Source organism: Ginsengibacter sp. (assembly GCF_057362405.1).
Genome location: NZ_JBMQQG010000051.1, coordinates 1 through 17,807 on the forward strand (window position 1 = coordinate 1; position 17,807 = coordinate 17,807).

Sequence of the window (17,807 nt, forward strand, 5' to 3'; positions counted from 1 at the left end):
GCCTTTTCTTTTGCCTTGATGCAAAAGAAACAAAAAATCAAGGACAACCCAATCGCTCCGCGTGTTTGTCCGGCCTACGCTCGGGCACCTCTGTGCGATTCGCGTTTTTATGCTGGAGTAGTAATCAATGGATTCCTGATTATTATTTGTAAGCCTTACAATGACATGCCCGGAGACATTGCTTAGCCCCTCTCCCTTGGGGAGAGGGGGTTGGGGTGAGGCTCTAAATGAGCTTGTTTCCATCCCTGCACCGTTATTTTTCTGGGGCAATCTTCCCTTTATGGAGCAGAAATAACGACCTGGCATACCAATCTCAATTTCATTAAATCCCTCTAAAGAATATTTTTAACATGATATGGTTAATAATAGCTCAATTGATTCGGCAAGGTGTATTTATATTCGCCACTAACATATCGTATTAATTTTTAGTTTTATTGCTAAGCTGTAATGTCTTCATTTTATCTTTTAACTATACAATTACACATAATGAACGTAAAGAAACAATTGTCGCTTTTTTGTATTTCGTTGTTATTAATAGCTTCCCTGCCGGCGCAGGTAAAAAGGGTAACGCCTCCCGCCCCGGTGTACCCGGTTCCTGCAGCCAACCAGTTAGCCTGGGCTGATATGGAAACCAATGCTTTTATACATTTCAACATTAATACTTTTACGGATAAGGAATGGGGATACGGTAACGAAAGCCCCTCATTATTTAACCCAACGAATGTTAATGCCAGCCAATGGGCCAAAACATTAAAGGAGACGGGTTTTAAAGAAATGATATTAACCTGTAAACATCATGATGGCTTTTGCCTCTGGCCTTCAAAGTATACGGACAGGTCAGTAAAATCGAGCCCGTACAAAAATGGCAAGGGAGATATTGTGAGAGAGGCGAGAGATGCCGCTACAAAGTATGGATTGAAATTTGGCGTCTACCTGTCACCGTGGGATAGAAGCCGGGCCGATTATGGAACGCCTGCCTACATTACTTATTACCGCAATCAACTGAAAGAATTATTTACTAACTACGGACCCGTATTCGAAATGTGGTTCGATGGCGCTAATGGCGGAGATGGTTACTATGGCGGCGCCAACGAAAAAAGAGAAATTGACCGCACTACTTACTACGATTGGCCAACGACGCTTAAGATGGTAAGAAAGATGGAACCCAATACTTTGTTTTTCAGTGATGCAGGTCCCGGCGTAAGATGGGTAGGTAATGAACAGGGTATTGCCGGAGCAACCAATTGGAATACCGTTAATTCCGATACCCTTTATCCCGGCAAAGCAGGAATGGAAAGTTATTTAAACAGTGGTGATATCAATGGCAAACAATGGATTCCGGCGGAGGTAGATGTATCTATAAGGCCGGGGTGGTTTTATCATGAAAAAGAAGACAGCCTTGTAAAGACTCCTGAAAAATTATTTGAAATATATCTTACCTCGGTAGGGCGCGGCTCTACCCTGCTGCTCAACGTGCCTCCCGACAGAACCGGGCAGTTTAATGCCCATGATGTGAAAGCCTTGTATGGCTTTAAAGCTTTGCTTGATAAAGTTTTTGCAAATAACCTGGCGGCCAAAGCAAAGGTTACGGCCGATAGCTATCGCGGCAACAGCAAACTGTATGCTCCTGCCAACATCAACGATGGAAATAATGAAACCTATTGGGCCACAGATGATGCAACAACCAGGGGCAGCGTCACCATCGATCTTTCCAAAAAATCAACGGTTCAATACATCGTGTTACAGGAATACATCAAACTGGGGCAACGGGTAAAATCTTTTAACGTAGAAGTTTGGAAAGATAATGCCTGGCAACAAGTGGCTACAGCCACTACTATCGGGCATAAGAGGATCTTAAAAATTGATCCCGTGGTAACGAAAAAAGTAAGAGTGAATATTACGGATGCAAAGGCATGCCCGCTTATTTCAAACATCGCGGTATACTAAATATTACCTGGTGAAATGCGTAAGGTGAAATAATGAATGAAGAGGTAATCCTGTTAAGGCTAATACTAACTGTTTGGAATACACGTAAACAAATTTAGTAAGAAATAAAGTTGTTACCGAAAAAAAAGATCACAGTTAAACAGAAGCAATCATAAAAAAACTAATCCAAAAAATGACGACAAAAATTCACCAGTACTTCTTATTTTCTTTTTGCATCCTTTCTTTCCTGGTAATCTATGATGCAGCGTCGGCGCAGGATGGAACAATGGCAGAGCGGTACCCGGTTATCCCCTACCCTACCCATTTGCAACCGCTGGATGGTGCATTTACCATTAATAAAACAACAACCATATACAGCGACAAGCCGTTTACTAACGAAAGCGCCTACCTGCAAACACTTTTACGTAATGTAACAGGCCTTTCCCTGAAAATCAGTAACGGGCATCCGGCCAATAACGGCATTATTTTGGAAGCCGACAATAGTATAACGGCGGATGAAGGTTATCACATAGATATTCAGCCGGGTAAAATAATTCTTTCAGCAAAAACTCCAACCGGCATTTTCAGGGGCATTGAAACGATAAGGCAACTGTTACCCGTATACGAAAAGGGAAGTATGGCAGAACATAAGGTAATGATCCCTGCAGCAACTATTGAGGATGCCCCATTATATAGCTGGCGGGGCATGCATCTTGATGTGGCAAGGCATTTCTTTTCTATTAATTATTTAAAAAAGTTTATCGATGTGATGGCGCTGTACAAAATGAATAAACTTCACTTGCATCTTACTGATGACCAGGGTTGGCGCATCGAGATAAAAAAATATCCAAAGCTTACGGAGGAAGGCGCCTGGCGTACGTTCAACAACCAGGATTCGGATTGTATGAGGATGTCGAAAGATAATCCTGATATGGCCATTGACCCGGCGCACATTATTCATAAAGACGGTAAAACTTTGTATGGCGGATTTTATACACAGCAGCAAATGAAAGGGCTTGTTGCGTATGCAGCAGCAAGACATATCGATATTATTCCCGAGGTTGACATGCCGGGACACATGATGGCGGCTATTCGTGAGTATCCTTTTTTATCATGCGATGGCGGAAGTAAATGGGGTGCGTTATTTTCAACTCCTATTTGCCCTTGTAATGAAAGCACTTTTGAATTTGCTGAAAATGTTTACAAAGAAATATTTTCCATCTTTCCATCGGAATATGTACACCTTGGCGCAGATGAAGTGGACCGGAAGGAATGGGCAAAATCACCTGCCTGTGCAGCACTCATGGAAAAAGAAGGATTGAAAAATGTGGACGAGCTACAAAGTTATTTTGTAAAAAGAATGGAGAAATTCTTTAATGCTAACGGTAAAAAATTAATAGGCTGGGACGAAATACTGGAAGGCGGTGTAAGCAAAACAGCGTATGTAATGTATTGGCGTAGCTGGGTGCCCACCGCCCCGGTTAAAGCTGCAAAAAATGGAAATTATGTGATTATGACACCGGGCGATCCATTGTATTTTGATGGGCTACCGGATGCACAGTCAATAAAAAGAGTATACGATTTTAATCCCGTTCCCAAGGCCTTAAATGCAGAAGAAGCAAAATATATTTTAGGGGCACAAGCCAACATCTGGACGGAACATATTCCCTCCGAAAACCGCGCCGACTTTATGTACATGCCCCGTATGACGGCACTTGCTGAAAGGTTATGGAGCAACACTGATGATTACGATGACTTCATGACGCGATTGCAAAAACAATATAAGCTATTAGACAAAATGAATGTTCATTATCGCCTGCCCGATCTTACGGGCTTTTCGCAGGAAAATGTTTTTACTGATAAAACAACCTTAACGGTAACAAAACCATTCCCTGGTTTGCAAATACATTATACTACTAACGGTAGCCTACCCGAAGTGAGTTCATCGCTCCTAGATAAACCACTCACTATAGCAGAGCCCGAAATCATTAAGATGGCAGCCTTTAGCAGCAATGGTTTGCGGGGCGACATTTACACCCTTCATTATAAAAAAGAAACTTATGCAACGCCTGTAACAGCACCAGCAACATTAAATAATGGGTTGGCGTGTGGATATTACAAGCAGTTTTTCAGAACCAGTACGGCATTAACTGCTCTAAAACCCGACAGCATGTTTATTGCTTCCAATTTTGTAGTGCCCCCTTCTATAAATGCACCTTCATTTGGCCTGGAATACAAGGGCTTTATTGATATACCCGAAACAGGAATTTATACCTTCTATTTAACCTGCGATGATGGTGGCATCCTTACTATTGCCAACAGGGAAGTGGTTAATAATGATGGATTGCATTCTGCCATTCAAAAAACAGGGCAGGTTGCGTTGTCAAAGGGATTGCAGCCTTTTCTCCTCAATTTTATAGAAGGCGGAGGCGGATTTAAATTAGCATTGCAATACAGTAAGGGAAACGACAAACCTGCTGACGTTCCGGAAGCGTGGCTGAAGTATGAACCTGTTAATAAATAGCGATAATTTGCAGATAATTTCAAATACTAAAATCAAATGAACGCAATAAAAAAATGCCAGCTCTTAATAAAGAAGAATAGCTATCGTACAAAATATTTTGTAATGGTATTCCTGCTGGTAAGCTTTTGTTTTCGTGTAGGCCTTGCACAAAATGCCGTTAGTTATGTAAATCCATATATTGGCACCGGTGGCCATGGCCATGTTTTTCTTGGAGCGAATGTTCCTTTTGGAGCGGTTCAGTTAGGTCCTGTAAATATATCGGAAGGCTGGGATTGGTGTTCAGGATATAATTACGCGGATTCAACAATAGTTGGATTTTCGCATACGCATTTGAGTGGTACCGGCATCGGCGACCTTGGCGATATTGCGGTAATGCCAACCACAGGCGAACTGATTATGAATAAAGGCACCTTAAAAGAACCCGGTAATTTTTCTTTATTCAGCCATGCTGATGAAAAGGCGAGCCCGGGCTATTATTCAGTTCTTTTAAAAAGATATAATATCAAAGCCGAACTAACGGCATCAACAAGAGTCGGGTTTCATCGCTATACATTTCCCGCATCAAAACAATCGCATGTAATAATTGATTTGGTGCAGGGAGTCGGCTGGGACAGGCCCATGTATGGTTATATAAAAAAACTGAACGACTCCACCCTGGTTGGCTATCGCTTCTCAAAAGGTTGGGCACCGGATCAGCGAATATATTTCGCAGCCATTTTCTCCAAACCTTTTAAGGATATCCAATTATATAAGAACGGTGAACTGCAATTGGGTAGTGTAGCCATGAGCGATAGTGTGAAGGCTGCCATTAATTTTTCCACTTCTGAAGGTGAAACCATTCAATTAAAAGTAGGCATCTCTCCCGTAAGTACAGAAAATGCTTTGATGGATATAGCTGCAGAAATTCCCGGGTGGGATTTTGAAAAAGTAAAAGACGATGCTGCAGCAGCGTGGAATAAAGAGTTGGAGAAAGTCGTAATAAAAACGCCGGATGCTACAGCCAAAGAAATCTTTTATACTGCATTGTATCATTCCTTTATTGCTCCCTCAGTTTTTAATGATGTAAACGGCGATTATTATGGTACCGATAAGGAAGTGCACAGGGCGGCGCCTTTTACCAATCTAACCACGTTCTCTTTATGGGATACGTACCGTTGCGAAAATTCATTGCTTACCATTTTACAACCGGAACGGGTAAGTGACATTATCAATTCGATGTTGGCAATTTACCAGCAGCAGGGCAAACTTCCTATCTGGCATTTAATGGCCAATGAAACCAATACAATGCCGGGTAACAGCGCCATGCAGGTTATAGCGGACGCTTATCTGAAAGGCATCAAGGGCTTCGATACTGCATTGGCTTATGAAGCAGTGAAAACCACTGCTATGCTTGATGACAGAGGAATGAAATATGTAAAGAGATATGGCTATATACCTGCGGACAGCATGGTTGAATCTGTTGCAACGGGAATGGAATATGCGATTGCTGATGGCTGCATCGCTTTAATGGCAAAGCAAATGGGAAAAGAAAATGACTACGAATACTTCAATAGAAGGGCGGGGTATTATAAAAATTATTACGACAGTACCGTTCGTTTTGTAAGAGGCAGAATTTCGAATACGCAATGGCGTGAGCCTTTCAGTCCGTTTGTTTCCCGGCATATGAAAGATGACTTTACAGAAGGCAATGCGTGGCAATATACCTGGCTGGCGCCGCAGGATGTACATGGGCTCATCCTAATGTTGGGTGGTGAGAAACCGTTTATCAAAAAATTGGATTCATTGTTTGTAGTGAAAGGCGATATGGGTAAAGAGGCATCCAATGATATTTCAGGATTAATAGGACAATATGCCCATGGCAATGAACCGAGCCATCACATTGCGTACCTGTATGTTTACGCGGGGCAGCCATGGAAAACAGCAGCCAAAGTACGTTTCATCCTTGATAGTTTATATTCTGCCAACCCCGAAGGTTTAAGCGGCAATGAAGACGTAGGACAAATGTCAGCCTGGTATGTTATGAGTTCACTGGGTTTTTACCCGGTTCATCCGGCGCAGGGAATTTATGTTTTTGGAAGTCCGTTGTTTGATGAAGCTTCGATTGATGTAGGCAACGGCAAACACTTTACAATGACGATGAAAAATAACAGCCCGGCTAATAAATACATCCAGAAAATTATGCTGAATAATAAAAAGTATGCGAAATCATATATTACGTATGCCGACATAATGAACGGTGGTACCTTAATAATTGAAATGGGTAAAAGGCCATCCGGCAACTGGGGCACATCCTTCCTGGACAGGCCATAGCGCTGATTCACAAAACAAAATCTTTTTCTGGTTTCTGTCAACTTTAAAATGACGATTATCCTACAAAGACACAAAGATCACAAAGTAATATTCTTAGTGTTCTCCGTGGCTTTGTGGGAAAAATGATTAAGAGATAATAAACCTGGAACAGCACTAATTCATTCTTTCAGCATTGAAAAATAAGTATGGTTATCGAAGCAATATTCTTAGTGTTCTCCGTGGCTTTGTGGGAAAAATGATTAAGAGATAATAAACCTGGAACAGCACTAATTCATTCTTTCAGCATTGAAAAATTAGTATGGTTATCGAAGCAATATTCTTAGTGTTCTCCGTGACTTTGTGGGAAAAATGATTAAGAGATAATAAACCTGGAACAGCACTAATTCATTCTTTCAGCATTGAAAAATTAGTATGATTATCGAAGCAATATTCTTAGTGTTCTCCGTGGCTTTGTGGGAAAAATGATTAAGAGATAATAAACCTGGAACAGCACTAATTCATTCTTTCAGCATTGAAAAATTAGTATGATTATCGCTTTTTATTGTTGATATAACCGCCACTTAAAACCGGTAACTGCAAAAAATTTTTGTAATTGTATTCATCATTGTATACTTTCAAACCAAATTTATATCATGAAAGTATTCAACAGGTTGCTTGTCGTTATCGTCGTTTTCACGCTATTTACAAGATGTAATAACGGGTCTGAAAATAAGGATACCACCATTTCAAAATCCGGAATAACCAAACAGGATTGGGGTGAATATGATGGCAAACCAGTATACCTTTTTACGCTGAAAAATGGTAACGGATCTATGGTTACTATCAGCAACTACGGCGGTACCGTTACCTCGTTTGTTACACCGGATAAAAACGGGAAAAAATCAAGTATTATAATTGGCTTTGACAGTTTGCATTCTTACCTGCAACATCCTCCCTATTTCGGCGCACTGATTGGCCGGTATGGAAATCGAATTGGCGATGCAAAATTTACTTTAGATGGTACTACCTATAAACTGGCAGCCAATGATGGAAAGAACCATTTACATGGCGGCTTGAAGGGTTTTGATAAAGTAGTTTGGGATGCTACCATTCCAAATGACAGTGTTCCTTCGCTTACGCTAAAATATGTAAGTAAAGATGGCGAAGAAGGTTATCCCGGCAACTTACAGGTTACCGTGCAATACACCCTCACTGATGAAGATGGATTACAGATAGAATATAGCGCAATAACAGACAAAACCACACCCGTTAATTTAACCAATCACAGTTATTTTAATTTATCAGGCGATGTAAGCAATACCATTCTCAATGAAAAATTGATGATTGATGCAGACAACTACACACCCGTTGACTCGACTTTAATTCCAACAGGCGAAATTAAATCTGTGAAAGGAACGCCTTTTGATTTTACCTCGCCAAAAGTGATTGGGCGTGATATTGATTCTGTAAAAGGAGGCTACGATCATAACTGGGTACTCAACAAAAAAGATACGTCGCTGCAAAAAGTGGCTGAGTTATCTGATTCATTCAGCGGCCGATCTTTGGAAGTCTACACTACTCAGCCGGGATTACAATTTTATACAGGAAATTTTTTAGATGGAACGTTTATCAACCGCGATGGTAAACCAATTACAAAACATTCAGCGCTTTGTTTGGAAACACAACATTTTCCCGATTCACCTAATAAACCAAACTTTCCATCCACAATATTAAAGCCGGGCGAAGTTTACCATGCGGTTACTGTTTATAAAGTAAAACTTAATTAAGGATGGCAATTAAAGCATTCATCTTCGATCTGAATGGAACCATGATCGATGATATGGCCTACCATGCCCGTGCCTGGTATAATATATTGAATGACGATTTAAAGGCAGGCCTCAGCTGGGACGAAGTTAAAGCCCAGATGTATGGCAAAAATGATGAACTGCTGATAAGAATTTTTGGCGATAATCATTTTTCAAACGAAAAGATACGGGAGCTTTCTATTGAAAAGGAACGAAGATACCAGCAGGCATACTTACCAAACCTGGCGTTGTTAGAAGGGCTCGACAAATTTTTAGAGAAGACAAAAGAGTCTGGAATTTTAATGGCGGTTGGCTCAGCTGCTATTCCATTTAATATAGATTTCGTCCTCGACAATTTAAATATCCGGCATTATTTTAATGCAATCGTTAGCGCAGATGATGTTGTTACCAGCAAACCGGATCCACAAACTTTTTTAGATTGTGCAGCGCTGTTAAATGTTGCTCCTGCTGATTGTCTCGTATTTGAAGATGCCCCGAAAGGAGTTGAAGCAGCGTTAAATGCAGGCATGTCGTGTGTTGTGCTAACCACTATGCATACCCAGGATGAGTTTAAAAATTATAATAACATAATTGCTTTTATCGAAGATTATTCGACGGTGTTGCCACGGGATTTCTTGAATGCATAAAAATTAAAGTCATTTTAGAACTATAACTTTTACATAAGCACACCAGGAAAATTAGTGGATATAACAAAAATGCTGATAGTAACCTGTATTTGAAAATGAGCCAGTGAAGTTCTAAAATTGTGCGATTAGCCTCATTTAGTAGGTTTTCTACCCACCAGTAGTTCATTCCTAACTAAAGCGCAAAGTTGCCTCTATTGGCTTTGTGGCCCGAACGCTTAATTCTCAAAAAATAATCCTCGTGCGTTAAACCACTTTTGGCAAAAGGATAATAGCCAACTGAATTAAGGTCAAAGTAAATTGAACCTGAATTATTTATACCAAAAGACCTTGCCCAACAAGCAAGGGATTAAACATTAGTTCAAAACAGCCCAACGAATTTTTTTTATTAAATGTTATTTTGACACTTATCAAATTATCCCTAAATTGTTCTTTTTTAAAGATTGCTTTTCAAAATGTCTCACAAATCTTATGTTATAGGAGTTGATTACGGAACAGATTCCGTTCGCTCGGTAGTAATGAATACATCTAATGGCGAAGAAATTGCTTCATCAGTTTTTATTTATCCGCGTTGGAAAGATGGTTTGTATTGTGACCCGGTACAAAACCAGTTCAGGCAGCACCCGCAGGATTATATTGAAGGACTGGAATCTACCATTAAACAATGTCTTCATAAAGCTGGCACTTCAGTCGCATCCGAAGTCAAAGCCATTTCAGTAGATACCACAGGATCCTCCCCGGTGGCAGTTGACAAGACAGGTACTCCCCTTGCATTAACTGCAGGATTTGAAAATAATCCCAATGCCATGTTTGTACTTTGGAAAGATCATACTGCTACCAAAGAAGCTGCGCAGATAAATGAACATGCAACAAAATTCGACATTAACTACCTGCAGTATGTAGGTGGCATCTACTCGTCAGAATGGTTTTGGGCCAAGTTGCTTCACATTCTTCGTGTAGACGATACTGTTAGAAACAATTGTTATTCGTGGGTCGAGCATTGCGATTGGATTCCTTTTCTGCTTACAGGAGGCACCGGTGTTCATCAAATGAAACGGGGCGTATGTTCTGCAGGCCATAAGGCATTGTGGGCGTCTGAATTTGGCGGGTTACCTCCCAATGAATTTTTTACATCCATGGATCCGTTGCTCAATGGTTTTACCTCAAGATTATTTACAGAAACATATACCGCAGATAAACCAGCCGGTCATCTTTCGAAAGAATGGGCCGAAAGGTTGGGATTATCAGAAGATGTAATTATTGGCGTTGGTGCATTTGATGCACACATGGGCGCTGTCGGCGGGCAAATTGAGCCGTATCACTTAAGCAAAGTAATGGGCACGTCCACCTGCGATATGTTAGTTGCACCTATAGATGAGGTCGGCGATAAACTGGTGAAAGGAATTTGCGGTCAGGTACCCGGCTCCGTTATACCCGGCATGTTGGGAATGGAAGCCGGACAGAGTGCCTTTGGAGACACTTACGCCTGGTTTAGAAATGTTATGACGCATTCAATAAAAAATATTTTAAATAACTCTGAAGTTATCAATCCTGCAGTTGCGGATTTATTACAGAAAGAAATTCATGAAAAATTAATTACAGATCTTTCCAATGAAGCGGCTAAACTTCCTTTAGGTGAAAATGATGAATTGGCAATCGACTGGTTAAACGGGAGACGAACACCCGATGCCGACCAAATGCTTAAAGCGGCCATAATGAATCTAAATTTAGCAACAGATGCCCCCCGCATTTTCAAAGCATTGGTTGAAGCAACCTGCTTTGGCGCTAAAGCCATTGTGGAGCGTTTCAATTACGAAGGCGTGCCGGTAAAAGGATTGATTGGTTTGGGTGGCGTAGCAAGGAAATCGAATTACATTATGCAGGTAATGGCTGATGTGATGAATATGCCGATACGAATTCATAAATCAGAGCAGACTTGTGCTATCGGGGCGGGAATGTTCGCGGCAACCGCGGCTGGAATTTATGATAAGGTAGAAGATGCCATGGCAGCTATGGGACAGGGGTTTGACAGGGAATTTTACCCTGATAAAAATAAGGTAGTCCTGTATGGTGACCGGTATAATAAATACAAAGCATTGGGAAATTTTATCGAAAAATCATTGCACGAGAAACAAAATATAAAACAAGTAACATGAAAATAACAAGTAGCTTTTCTTCGTTGTGGGCACTTCGCTCATCCATCGTAAAAAAAATCACGCTCTTTATTCTATGTGCGATAGCAACCTCGTCCATGCGTGCACAGGAAACGGTTCAAATGGCCATCTCCAATACGTCGCACGAAACGATCAGTAAATATATATACGGTCAGTTTGCAGAACATTTAGGACGTTGTATTTATGATGGCTTTTGGGTAGACAAAAGTTTAAATGTTCCTAAAAAAGATCGTATACGCTTAGATGTTGTAGAAGCTTTGAAAAAGATTCATATCCCTGACTTGCGCTGGCCCGGCGGATGTTTCGCCGATCAATACCACTGGAGCGATGGTATTGGCGACCGCAGCAAGCGGCCGCAACGTGTGAATACGATGTGGGGAATGGTTACAGAAGACAATAGTTTTGGTACGGATGAATTCCTGGAGTTGTGTAAATTAATCGGCTGCGAACCTTACATTGCCGGCAATGTGGGATCAGGTACCCCGCAGGAAATGGAGAACTGGCTCGAATATTTAAACTTCAATGGCAAAAGCACCCTGGCGGATTTGCGCCGCACGAACGGCCACGATGCTCCTTACAATGTTTCTCTTTGGGGCGTAGGCAATGAAAGCTGGGGTTGTGGCGGAAATATGACACCGGAGTTTTACGCCAATCAATATAAACGCTATGCAGAGTTTTGTAAAAATTACCCCGGCACATCGCTAAAAAAAGTTGCCAGCGGCGCCAACTCCGATGATTACCATTGGACGGATGTGTGCATGAGAGATATTCCTTTGAACGACATGTGGGGCCTTTCCATGCACTACTATACGGTAGTAAATAACTGGCAGCACAAGGGTTCTGCTACTTCATTTGATGAAAGTGAATATTTTAAAGGGCTAAAAAATTGTTTGCATATTGAAGATTTAATTAACAAGCACAGTGCCATAATGGACAAGTACGATCCGCAGAAAAAAGTGGCGCTTGCCGTTGATGAATGGGGAATATGGACTGATCCCGAACCGGGCACTAACACGTCATTTCTATATCAGCAAAACAGCTTACGAGATGCATTAATTGCCGCATCCACATTAAATATTTTTAACAACCATTGTGACAGAATAAGAATGGCAAATCTCGCTCAAACCGTAAATGTGTTGCAATCATTGATCTTGACCAACAAAGAAAAAATGCTGCTCACGCCAACTTATTATGTTTTCGATTTGTATAAAGCACACCAGGACGCTACATTACTGCCTTTGCAGTTTACCAGCCCGGAATATACTTTTGAAAATGCAAGCATACCAGCGATAAATGCATCCGCGTCGAAAGACAGTACAGGCGCAGTTCACATCACATTAGTAAACCTGGATTCAAAGAAAAAGATAACGGTGAATGCAGCTTTACCAGCTTCAACGAAAACAGGAGAAGGCGAAATTTTGACTTCAAAAAAATTCAATGATATCAATACTTTTGACGACCCTTACAAAGTGAAACTCGCAACATTTTCAGACTTTAAAAACAATGGCAAAACGCTTTCAGTCAATTTACCTCCCATGAGTGTGGTGCTGATAACTTTGCAATAATTATGAAGACGTACGAACATATCCGCCAGCAAGCCTTTGAGGCAAACATGCAATTACCAAAGTTAGGTTTGGTGCTCTTCACTTTTGGAAATGTAAGTGCCGCGGATAGAAATGAAAAAGTTTTTGCTATAAAGCCAAGCGGCGTTCCATACGAACAACTCTCTGCTGATAAAATGGTGATTGTAGATTTTGATGGCAACACAATTGAGGGTGATTTGCGGCCGTCATCTGATACGCTTACTCACGCTGTGTTATACAAACATTTTGAGACCATTGGCGGAATTGCACATACACATTCCTGTTATGCCACCTCATGGGCGCAAAGCCTTCGCGATATTCCTGTTTATGGAACTACCCATGCAGATCACACAACTTTTGACATTCCTTGTGCAGAACCCATGAGCGATGAAATGATACGTGGTAACTATGAATATGAAACAGGTTTCCAGATTATCAACGCATTGAAAGAAAGAAATATGAGTTATGAAGAAATGGAAATGATATTGGTTGGTAATCACGCCCCGTTTACCTGGGGCAAAACTGCACAGAAAGCGGTATATAACAGTGCTGTACTCGAGAATGTGGCGCAAATGGCTTTTATAACACAAGCCATAAACGCAGATGCTGCCAGGTTAAAAGATGCGTTAATAAAAAAGCACTATGAACGGAAACATGGTAAAGACAGCTATTACGGACAAAGTTGATAAGTAAAACATTGGAGATAAAATGAGGTCTTGTTATTTCATAATAATCAAAAAAGTGTTTATGAGAAATATTTTGCTGTTTATTGGCTTAAGTATCTCATCTTCTATTCTTGCGCAAAAGAAAGATTATTTCATCCAGGGTGTCTCGTTTACCAAAGTAAAATTGACCGATAAATTCTGGTTGCCAAGAATTGAAACGAACAGGCTCGTAACAATTCCGGCATCTTTCGAAAGATGTGATAAAACCGGCAGGGTAAAAAACTTTGTATTGGCTGCAACACATACCGGAAAATTTTGCAGTATCTATCCTTTTGATGACACAGATATTTACAAAACAATTGAAGGAGCGTCGTATTCCATCAGTTTATTTCCTGATCCTAAGATGGAAGCTTATCTTGATTCCCTAATCACAATAATTGGTAAAGCACAGGAGCCCGATGGTTATCTTTATACAGCCCGTTCCATTGATCCGGCTCATCCCTTTTCATGGGCAGGGCCCGAAAGATGGGTAAACGAAAGGCAGCTGAGCCATGAATTGTATAATGCAGGTCACTTGTACGAAGCTGCAGCAGCACATTATCTCGCAACCGGCAAAAGAAATCTTCTCGATGTCGCTTTGAAAAATGCAAATCTTGTTTGCTCCGTGTTTGGTCCGGCCGCTAATCAAAAACATACAGCTCCCGGCCATGAAGTAGTGGAAATGGGCCTCGTGAAATTATTCCGTATTACGGGTGAAACAAAATATTTGCATACTGCTAAATATTTTATTGAAGAAAGAGGTCATGACGTTCACTATGATTCTACCAGTAAAGACGAATGGAAAAACGGGGCTTACTGGCAGGATAATATACCCGTAATTGAGCAATCAGAAGCAGAAGGGCATGCAGTGCGTGCAGGGTATTTGTATTCGGCAATGGCTGATGTGGCAGCGCTTACGGGCGATTCGCTGTTAGAAAACGCCGTTGATAAAATATGGAACAATGTGGTGAGCAAAAAAATGTATGTACAGGGAGGTGTGGGCGCAATTGGTGACGGGGAACGCTTTGGCGATAATTATGAATTGCCCAATGCAACAGCATACAATGAAACGTGTGCAGCTATTGCACAGGTATTTTGGAATGAACGGATGTTCCTGTTGCATGGTGATTCCAAATATATCGACGTACTCGAAAAAACTTTATATAATGGATTAATATCGGGCATTGGCCTTGATGGAAAATCTTTTTTTTATACCAATGCGATGCAGGTAAAAAATAGTTTTTCCGGCGAAGATGTTGAAGCAACACGTTCTGGTTGGTTTCCGTGTTCATGTTGCCCAACAAACCTTGTTCGGCTCATTCCATCTATACCAGGTTATGTATATGCCCAACAGGATAATAAGATATTTGCCAATTTATTTATCAACAGTGCTACTTCATTAAACGTCGCAGGCAGACCGGTTGAGATTGTACAAAAAAATAATTATCCCTGGGATGGCGATTTGTTATTCACAATCAATCCAAAATCATCCGCAAACTTTTCGTTGTTAATACGCATACCCGGCTGGGCGCAGAACGAAGCAATGCCTTCTGATCTTTATTCATTTCAAAAACAAATAGATAAAAAGGTTACGATTACGATAAACGGAAACGCAATTGATTATGCGATAGAGAATGGCTATGCAGTGCTTAAAAGAAGCTGGCATAAAAATGATAAGGTAGAAATTATGCTGCCGATGGAAGTAAGAAAAGTTGTGGCCAACAACAACGTAAAAGATGATGTTGGTAAAATTGCGCTGGAACGCGGACCACTAATGTATTGTGCAGAATGGATCGATAATAATGGAAAGGCTGCTAATCTTATTGTTCCTGCCAACACCGAGTTTACGTCAGCGTTTAATCCTGGTAAGTTAAATGGCATTGAAGAAATAAAAGCTGAAGTGCCTGCCATTGTTATTGGCAATAATGGCGAAGGAATAAAAACAGTTCAGCAGTCATTCACTGCCATTCCATATTATGCCTGGGCCAACAGGGGTAAAGGAGAAATGATGATGTGGTTCCCTGAAAAAATACAGGATGTGGATTTGATAGCGGGGAAGTAATCTAAATGGCGTGATAGTATCCCACAAAGACACGAAGAACACGAAGGCTTTTTTATAATTGAACTTAGCGGTCTTTGTGTCTTAGTAGGAAAAAGATTTAAAAAATAATCGATTAAAAATAAACATGATGATCAATCTTAAAAAAATGGAAGTCTGGTTTATAACCGGCAGCCAGCATTTATATGGTGAAGAAACGTTGCAACAGGTAGCAAAACATTCACAAACTATAGCAACATCTTTTGATGCGTCGCCGCAAATACCCGTGCAGGTTGTGTTTAAGCCAACCGTAAAATCAGCCGAAGAAATTTACGCGGTGTGTGAAGAAGCAAATACTTCAAAAGATTGTATTGGAATCATTGCATGGATGCATACATTTTCGCCGGCAAAAATGTGGATTGGCGGATTAAAGATTTTGAACAAACCCATGTTGCACCTGCACACGCAATTCAATCGCGATATTCCATGGAATAAGATTGACATGGATTTTATGAATCTCAATCAAAGCGCACATGGCGACCGTGAGTTTGGTTTTATTGTAAGCAGGATGCGCCTTAACCGAAAAGTAATTACCGGGCATTGGCAGGATGTTGCCGTACTCGAACAAATAAATACCTGGACAAGAGCTGCTGCAGCCTGGAACGATTGGCAAAATGCAAAGTTTGCCCGCTTTGGCGACAACATGCGCAACGTGGCAGTTACTGAAGGTGATAAAGTAGAAGCTGAAATTAAGTTCGGTTATTCAGTAAATACTTATGGTGTTGGTGACCTGGTGAAAGTTATCAATGAAACGAGCGACGCGGCTATAGATAAGTTGGTTAAAGAATATGCTGATAGTTATACGTTATCTGCAACGCTGGTAAAAGGTAAGAAGCAACATCAGTCGTTACGCGACGCGGCGAAAATTGAAATAGGGTTACAATCATTTCTAGAGGAAGGAAATTTCAAAGGGTTCACTGATACTTTTGAAGACTTACATGGTATGACGCAATTACCCGGCATTGCAGCACAACGCCTGATGGCGAAGGGTTACGGGTTTGCAGCAGAAGGCGATTGGAAAACTGCAGCGTTAGTACGTGCCATGAAGGTAATGGGAAGTGGATTGAAAGGTGGCAATTCTTTTATGGAAGATTATACCTATCATTTTCAACCCAACAACGAAATGGTGCTGGGTTCACACATGCTGGAAATTTGCCCATCGATAGCCAACGCCAAACCTTCCTGCGAAATTCATCCACTTGGCATCGGTGGCAAAGCAGATCCGGTGCGTTTAGTCTTTAACGTTAGTGGCGGGGCTGCTTTAAATGCATCCATAGTTGATATGGGCAATCGTTTCCGTTTGCTCGTAAATGAAGTGGAAGCCATCAAACCAAAAAACGCCTTACCAAAGCTTCCTGTTGCAAGGGTTTTATGGATACCAATGCCTGATTTAAAAACCGGATGTACAGCTTGGATATTGGCCGGTGGCGCACATCACACTTGTTTTAGTCAAAACTTAAACAGCGAATACCTCGAAGATTTTGCAGGCATGGCAGGAATTGAAACTGTTTTTATTGACAAAGAGACAAGGCTTCGTGAATTTAAAAAAGAGCTTGAATGGAGCGAAGTTTATTATCAACTAAATAATAAATAAAAAATACCTTATTTAAGTAATTAATAACCTGGGGCCGGTAATCACTTTTGACTTAAGTTTATAAAACATTTCATTAACCTCTTAATAAATAACGACTGCTTATGAACAAGAATTTTGCTTTCACTGACTACGCCATTTTTATCATTTATTTTATTATAGTAGCGGGTTATGGCTATTATATTTATAACAAGCGCAAACGGAATGAGCATGATGCCAAGGCATTTTTTCTTGCCGAGGGAACCCTTACCTGGTGGGCAATTGGAGCTTCGTTGATCGCATCCAACATTTCGGCAGAACAATTTATTGGCATGAGTGGTGAAGGGTTTTTCCTGGGTATTGCAGTTGCGGCTTACGAATGGATTGCGGCTATCGCCCTGATAATTGTTGCGGTTTGGTTTATTCCTGTTTATCTGAAGAATCACATTTACACCATGCCTCAATTTTTAAAGACGAGGTATAATGAAAC

General features: G+C 40.9%; 12 protein-coding genes. All 12 read left to right on the forward strand.

From position 1 onward, the window contains the following. Positions 1-186: hypothetical protein (locus tag ACO1O5_RS04230; RefSeq protein ID WP_486268592.1), on the forward strand; the 186-nt coding region annotated here is incomplete at its 5' end. 300 nt (positions 187-486) lie between these two features. After that, on the forward strand, positions 487-1,947 hold the full coding sequence (locus ACO1O5_RS04235) for an alpha-L-fucosidase (protein WP_486268593.1): 1,461 nt from the start codon (positions 487-489) through the stop codon (positions 1,945-1,947). A gap of 172 nt (positions 1,948-2,119) precedes the next feature. After that, positions 2,120-4,450: a family 20 glycosylhydrolase gene (locus ACO1O5_RS04240; protein WP_486268594.1), complete on the forward strand. Its 2,331-nt coding sequence runs from the start codon at positions 2,120-2,122 to the stop codon at positions 4,448-4,450. Positions 4,451-4,486: 36 nt separating this feature from the next. Beyond that, on the forward strand, positions 4,487-6,760 hold the full coding sequence (locus ACO1O5_RS04245) for a GH92 family glycosyl hydrolase (protein ID WP_486268595.1): 2,274 nt from the start codon (positions 4,487-4,489) through the stop codon (positions 6,758-6,760). Positions 6,761-7,392: 632 nt separating this feature from the next. Continuing rightward, on the forward strand, positions 7,393-8,526 hold the full coding sequence (locus tag ACO1O5_RS04250) for an aldose epimerase family protein (RefSeq protein WP_486268596.1): 1,134 nt from the start codon (positions 7,393-7,395) through the stop codon (positions 8,524-8,526). A gap of 2 nt (positions 8,527-8,528) precedes the next feature. Beyond that, on the forward strand, positions 8,529-9,191 hold the full coding sequence (locus ACO1O5_RS04255; protein WP_486268597.1) for an HAD family hydrolase: 663 nt from the start codon (positions 8,529-8,531) through the stop codon (positions 9,189-9,191). A 452-nt stretch (positions 9,192-9,643) separates the two neighbouring features. Continuing rightward, positions 9,644-11,344, forward strand: coding sequence for a ribulokinase (locus tag ACO1O5_RS04260; protein WP_486268598.1), 1,701 nt, complete (start codon positions 9,644-9,646; stop codon positions 11,342-11,344). Further along, positions 11,341-12,927: an alpha-N-arabinofuranosidase gene (locus ACO1O5_RS04265; protein WP_486268599.1), complete on the forward strand. Its 1,587-nt coding sequence runs from the start codon at positions 11,341-11,343 to the stop codon at positions 12,925-12,927. The genes ACO1O5_RS04260 and ACO1O5_RS04265 overlap by 4 nt, the downstream gene beginning before the upstream one ends. A gap of 2 nt (positions 12,928-12,929) precedes the next feature. Continuing rightward, the gene (locus ACO1O5_RS04270) at positions 12,930-13,631 is read left to right on the forward strand and encodes an L-ribulose-5-phosphate 4-epimerase (RefSeq protein ID WP_486268600.1); all 702 of its coding nucleotides are present in this window, start codon (positions 12,930-12,932) and stop codon (positions 13,629-13,631) included. Between the two features lie 61 nt (positions 13,632-13,692). After that, entirely contained in the window at positions 13,693-15,711 is a 2,019-nt protein-coding gene (locus tag ACO1O5_RS04275) for a glycoside hydrolase family 127 protein (protein WP_486268601.1), read from the forward strand. Positions 15,712-15,838: 127 nt separating this feature from the next. Beyond that, a complete protein-coding gene (gene araA, locus ACO1O5_RS04280) occupies positions 15,839-17,341 on the forward strand; it encodes an L-arabinose isomerase (protein ID WP_486268602.1) in 1,503 nt (500 codons plus the stop codon). 101 nt (positions 17,342-17,442) lie between these two features. Beyond that, positions 17,443-17,807 (forward strand): sodium:solute symporter family transporter (locus ACO1O5_RS04285; RefSeq protein WP_486268603.1); only part of this gene is annotated, 365 nt, incomplete at its 3' end.